This is a genomic window from Nostoc sp. UCD121 (genome assembly GCF_014222285.1).
Lineage (GTDB): Bacteria > Cyanobacteriota > Cyanobacteriia > Cyanobacteriales > Nostocaceae > Nostoc.
This window is the reverse complement of sequence record NZ_JACKZS010000337.1, coordinates 1-5173: the sequence shown is the minus strand read 5'-3', so window position 1 is coordinate 5173 and position 5173 is coordinate 1. Positions and strand designations below refer to the sequence as shown.

The following is a 5173-nucleotide window of genomic DNA, read 5'->3' as shown; positions in this document are numbered from 1 at the left end:
TATAAATATTATCCAGTGAAGAATATAAAAATAATTAACTGAAGTTTAATATTATCTTCCAAGTTTAATGAATGTATTTCTATATCAAGTATGGTAGGTCAAAAATCAAAATAAAACTCGTAACTCCAAGCACACTTGAGATATTTACACTTATCATCTAAGGCTTTTAAAAAATAAGTAAAAACTTAAAAATCGGTTTTTAAAAAGGAATAAATTTAGCACAAAGGCTGGTAAAGTTTTATATTACAAGGAACAAATTGTTTTTATAGAATGATTGTAGTGAGCAATACATTTATGATTGTCGATATCAATGAAATTTATGCGTAAATCAGCTTTAACTTTAGCGATCGCACCTCTAGTCTTTGCGATCGCTGCTTGTAGTGGAGATTCGCAAACAGCAAATACACCCAGCACTCCCGGCAGTAATGCAGCTGCACCAGCAACTCGGAATCGGTGGGATAGTATTAAAAGCCGTGGTCAGTTAATTTGCGGTGTCAGTGGCGAAGTGCCAGGGTTTAGCTTTGTGGGGACTGATGGTAAGTATAGCGGCATTGATGTCGATGTCTGTCGCGCGATCGCCGCAGCTTTATTTGATAACCCAGATGCAGTAGAATTCCGGAATCTCAATTCCAAAGAACGGTTTACAGCTTTGCAAACCGGGGAAGTAGATGTTCTCAGCCGCAATACTACCTGGACACTTAGTCGTGATACCTCCGTAGGTCTAGAATTTGCACCCGTGGTCTTTTACGACGGACAAGCCATAATGGTTCGCAAAAGTAGCAACATTAAGTCCCTAGCAGACCTGAAGGATAAAGCAATCTGCGTTCAAACTGGTACGACTACCGAACAGAACTTAGCAGACCAAATGCGGAAAAGAGGGATCACTTACAAACCCGTTGTCTTTGAAGATGTTAATGTTACTTTTGCTACCTATGCCGAAGGTCGTTGCGATGGCATTACGGCTGACCGTTCAGCATTAGTTTCACGGGGGACAATTTTACCAAAACCAGAAGATAACGTGATTCTCAATGAAGTGATATCTTCAGAACCCCTTGCACCAGCAGTTGCCAAAGGAGATATTAGGTGGGGAGATGCTGTTAAGTGGGTGGTTTATTCTCTGGTAAAAGCTGAAGAATTGGGTATTACTTCCCAAAATGTAGGTCAGTTTGCAACTAGTACCGATCCAGACATTAAGCGCTTTTTAGGAACAGAAGGCAACCTTGGCGAAGGACTCGGCTTAACAAACGACTTTGCAGCCAGAATAATTAAGCACGTTGGTAACTACGCCGAAGTTTACGATCGCAATCTCGGCCCCAAAACAAAACTGAATCTAGCTCGTGGTCAAAATCAACTCTGGAGCAAAGGCGGACTGCTTTATTCTCCGCCGTTTCGGTAGAAGAAGGCACACTTCGGCTGCGCTCAGTGAGCAGGGGAGGCAGGGGGAGAAATAAGAAATGACTAATTTAAAACCGTCTATATGGCGTGATGTTCGTTTTTGGCGTATTGCTTTACAACTCATTGCTGTATTTTTAGCAGCAATTGTAGTAGTAATACTCTGGGGCAATCTCCAGCGCAATTTGCGGCAATTGGGTATTCCGTTTGGATTTGATTTTCTCAAGCAACAAGCGTCTTTTGATATTGGCGAGACACTGATTAGCTATAAACCCACTGACACCTACAGCCATGCTTTATGGGTGGGGTTAGTTAACTCCTTGCGAGTTGCGATCGCAGGAATTTTTTTGACAACCATTGTTGGGGTAAGTGCTGGGATTGCCCGACTTTCTGACAATTGGCTGGTGCGAAATATCGCAATGGTTTATGTAGAGGTTTTCCGCAATACGCCCTTACTGCTGCAATTGCTGTTTTGGTACTTTGCTGTGTTTCTCAGTTTCCCGAAAACAGAAAATAAGATATCCCTTTGGGGCTTTATTGGCGTTAGTCAAAATGGCTTACAACTCCCTTGGTTTACCCTATCACCAGAGTTTTCAGCTTTGCTGTTGGGATTAACTTTTTACACAGGTGCGTTTATTGCCGAAATTGTTCGAGGTGGGATTCAATCAGTACCGAAGGGACAATGGGAAGCAGCGCGATCGCTAGGATTAAAACCAGGGTTAGTTATGCGGTTGGTGGTTTTTCCCCAAGCCTTGCGGGTAATTATTCCACCCTTGACGAGTCAATATCTGAATTTGACGAAAAATACCAGTTTAGCGATCGCGATCGGCTACCCCGATATTTATTTTGTCGCCTCCACTACCTTTAACCAAACTGGGAAAGCCGTAGAAGTGATATTACTGATTATGCTCACCTATCTCACCCTGAGTTTAACCATCTCTGTAGTCATGAATTTATTCAATCGCAGCGTACAAATTAAAGAGAGATGAGGGGAATGGGGGAGATAAAGGGGATAAGGAAGCAATTGAACTCGGAAGTTGAGCCTTTGAACTCGGAAGTTAAGCCTTTGAACTCGGAAGTTGCACCTTTGAACTCGGAAGTTGAGCCTTTGAACTCGGAAGTTGCACCTTTGAACTCGGAAGTTGAGCCTTTGAACTCGAAAGTTGCACCTTTGAACTCGAAAGTTGAGTTTCTGAGGTTGAAGTATGAGTCTTTACAAATGACAAATGACCAATGACAAATAACAAATTAACTTGGCTACGTAAAAACCTGTTCAGTACTTGGTACAACAGCTTGTTAACTGTTGTCTGTTTAGCGTTAATCTTTTGGATACTGCGAGGAATTCTAACTTGGGCAACTACTCAAGCACAGTGGGCGGTAATTCAGGTTAACTTACGTTTATTTTTAGTTGGCAGATTTCCGCAAACGCTATATTGGCGAACTTGGATTGTGCTAGCGATCGCTTCAACTTTAGGCGCTGTAACTGCGGGTGTATTCTTTGGTAAGCAACAATTAACAAAGCAATTCCCCGCTTTGTTTGCTTTTATCATCGGCGTTTTGTTAGTTGCTTTACCGTTAGACTTTACATCTCGCCTCTGGTTACTGTTAATTGCGGCTTTACTATTTGTAGGTTTTTGGGTTGGAGGAAAGTTTACTAAGTTACTAACTCCTTGGCTCTCTCTATTATGGTTACTGTCTTTCCCCATTATTCTTTGGCTACTTGGCGGTGGATTTGGATTACAATCTGTATCTACAAATTTGTGGAACGGTTTGCTACTTACCCTACTTATGGCAGCAATCAGTATTGTGCTTTCCTTTCCCATTGGGGTTTTATTGGCTTTAGGAAGCACAAGCAATTTACCCGTAGTCCGTTGGTTTTCTATCCTCTACATTGAAATCGTCAGAGGAGTACCACTGATTGGGATTTTGTTCCTCGCTCAAGTAATGCTCCCATTGTTTCTATCAGCAGATTTGCGTTTAGATCGGGTATTAAGAGCAATTGCTGGACTAGTATTATTTAGTGCTGCATACATGGCAGAAAATGTGCGCGGTGGACTCCAGTCAGTTCCTCGCGGTCAAATTGAAGCCGCGAAAGCGCTAGGATTAAACACAGCCTTAGTGGTTTTGTTAATTGTCTTACCTCAAGCCTTACGTACCGTTATTCCTGCCATTGTTGGTCAGTTTATCGGCTTATTTAAAGACACTTCGTTATTATCTTTGGTGGGATTAGTAGAACTAACAGGTATTGCCCGTTCTATATTGGCACAACCACAATTTATTGGTCGGTATGCAGAAGTTTATATATTTATTGGATTTATTTACTGGGTATTTTGTTATTCAATGTCCTTAGCTTCTCGGCGGTTAGAGAGACAGTTAAATAATTAGTCATTGGTCATTGGTTATTGGTTGTTATAAAACTAATATTCATTATTAGGGCTTTGAATAATATGTCAGATATACAAAAGATAATTGTTGCTGAAGATGTTCACAAGTGGTATGGAAAATTCCACGTTCTTCAGGGTGTGAGCTTGACAGTCAATCGTGGAGAAGTAGTAGTATTGATGGGGCCATCTGGTTCAGGTAAATCTACCTTTATCCGCACATTTAACGCTTTAGAAGAATACCAAAAAGGAAAAATTGAAATCGACGGCATTACCCTTAGCCATGACTTGCGAAATATTGAAACGATTCGCAAAGAAGTGGGGATGGTATTTCAGCAATTTAATTTATTTCCTCATTTGACAGTGCTGCAAAATATCTCTTTAGCACCAATTTGGGTACGGCGATCACCAAAGGCAAAAGCTGAAGAATTGGCAATGCAACTCTTAGAAAGAGTAGGAATTTTAGAACAGGCGCAGAAGTATCCAGGACAGTTATCTGGTGGACAACAGCAACGGGTTGCGATCGCACGTGCTTTAGCCATGCAACCCAAAATTATGCTGTTTGACGAACCCACCTCAGCCTTAGATCCAGAAATGGTACGCGAAGTTTTGGATGTAATGCGAAATCTCGCCCGTGATGGGATGACAATGGTAGTCGTCACCCACGAAGTAGGATTTGCGCGTGAAGTCGCCGACCGAGTTATCTTAATGGATAGCGGTTCCCTCGTCGAGTCAGCCACCCCTGACGCATTTTTCAGCCACCCCAAAGAAGAAAGAACACGCAAATTTTTATCACAAATTCTCTAAAACCTCTGCGCTACTTTGCGTCTCTCTACATTTCACTAAGTTGTCAATGTATTATTGAAATGGAGGCGACGCACAATGCCAAAGCTAGAGGAATATCGACAATATATTAAGAATTTGCTTCAACAACACGCTAGTACTGTTTGGGATAATCGTATTCAAGCACAAACAATTTTTGATACAGAACACGATCATTATCAATTAGTTTATGTAGGTTGGCGGGAGCAAAACCGTATATATGGGCCTGTTCTGCATCTAGATATTATTGACGAGAAAATCTGGATTCAGCAAGATGGGACAGAGGTCGGCATTGCTAATGAATTGGTTGAATTAGGTATCCCAAAAGAAGATATTGTTTTAGGTTTCCAGTTGCCATCTGTGCGTAAATATACAGATTTTGCTGTTAGTTAAAAACGGGTTTTAAGCTTCGTTCAACAGCTACTTTTAAAGCTCTTGCTTACTTACTAAGCCATATCGGTAGACTTGCATGAGTTCATCTAGTTGACGAACTTCTGCATCATTACTCCCGGTTCGCCCATTTTTTAATGAGTTAGGAAAAGTAGATAGTCAAAAGTATACCGAAGGACATATTCCCA

Annotated in this window: 6 protein-coding genes; all 6 read left to right on the top strand. The window is 41.3% G+C overall.

Features of this window, described 5'->3' with window-relative positions; all coding sequences use genetic code 11:
* The first annotated feature begins 319 nt into the window (after nucleotides 1–319).
* The 6 genes from GNF10_RS34980 to GNF10_RS34955 all read left to right on the top strand — a co-directional run bounded on the left by GNF10_RS34980 (nucleotide 320) and on the right by GNF10_RS34955 (nucleotide 4988).
* The gene (locus GNF10_RS34980; protein WP_185584321.1) at nucleotides 320–1396 is read left to right on the top strand and encodes an amino acid ABC transporter substrate-binding protein; all 1077 of its coding nucleotides are present in this window, start codon (nucleotides 320–322) and stop codon (nucleotides 1394–1396) included.
* Between the two features lie 58 nt (nucleotides 1397–1454).
* A complete protein-coding gene (locus tag GNF10_RS34975) occupies nucleotides 1455–2381 on the top strand; it encodes an amino acid ABC transporter permease (protein WP_185584322.1) in 927 nt (308 codons plus the stop codon).
* Between the two features lie 5 nt (nucleotides 2382–2386).
* Nucleotides 2387–2629: a hypothetical protein gene (locus tag GNF10_RS34970; protein ID WP_185607413.1), complete on the top strand. Its 243-nt coding sequence runs from the start codon at nucleotides 2387–2389 to the stop codon at nucleotides 2627–2629.
* Nucleotides 2626–3777, top strand: coding sequence for an amino acid ABC transporter permease (locus GNF10_RS34965; protein ID WP_185584326.1), 1152 nt, complete (start codon nucleotides 2626–2628; stop codon nucleotides 3775–3777). The genes GNF10_RS34970 and GNF10_RS34965 overlap by 4 nt, the downstream gene beginning before the upstream one ends.
* A 62-nt stretch (nucleotides 3778–3839) precedes the next feature.
* Nucleotides 3840–4580 (top strand): amino acid ABC transporter ATP-binding protein, encoded by a 741-nt coding sequence (locus GNF10_RS34960; protein WP_185584327.1) that lies wholly within the window; start codon nucleotides 3840–3842, stop codon nucleotides 4578–4580.
* A gap of 75 nt (nucleotides 4581–4655) precedes the next feature.
* Complete coding sequence (locus tag GNF10_RS34955; RefSeq protein ID WP_185584328.1) at nucleotides 4656–4988, top strand: XisI protein; 333 nt, start codon at nucleotides 4656–4658, stop codon at nucleotides 4986–4988.
* The last annotated feature ends 185 nt before the right edge of the window (nucleotides 4989–5173 follow it).

Coding starts and splice junctions, on each gene's coding strand:
- GNF10_RS34980 (WP_185584321.1), top strand. CDS start 320: ATGCGTAAATCAGCTTTAACTTTAGCGATCGCACCTCTAGTCTTTGCG.
- GNF10_RS34975 (WP_185584322.1), top strand. CDS start 1,455: ATGACTAATTTAAAACCGTCTATATGGCGTGATGTTCGTTTTTGGCGT.
- GNF10_RS34970 (WP_185607413.1), top strand. CDS start 2,387: ATGGGGGAGATAAAGGGGATAAGGAAGCAATTGAACTCGGAAGTTGAG.
- GNF10_RS34965 (WP_185584326.1), top strand. CDS start 2,626: ATGACAAATAACAAATTAACTTGGCTACGTAAAAACCTGTTCAGTACT.
- GNF10_RS34960 (WP_185584327.1), top strand. CDS start 3,840: ATGTCAGATATACAAAAGATAATTGTTGCTGAAGATGTTCACAAGTGG.
- GNF10_RS34955 (WP_185584328.1), top strand. CDS start 4,656: ATGCCAAAGCTAGAGGAATATCGACAATATATTAAGAATTTGCTTCAA.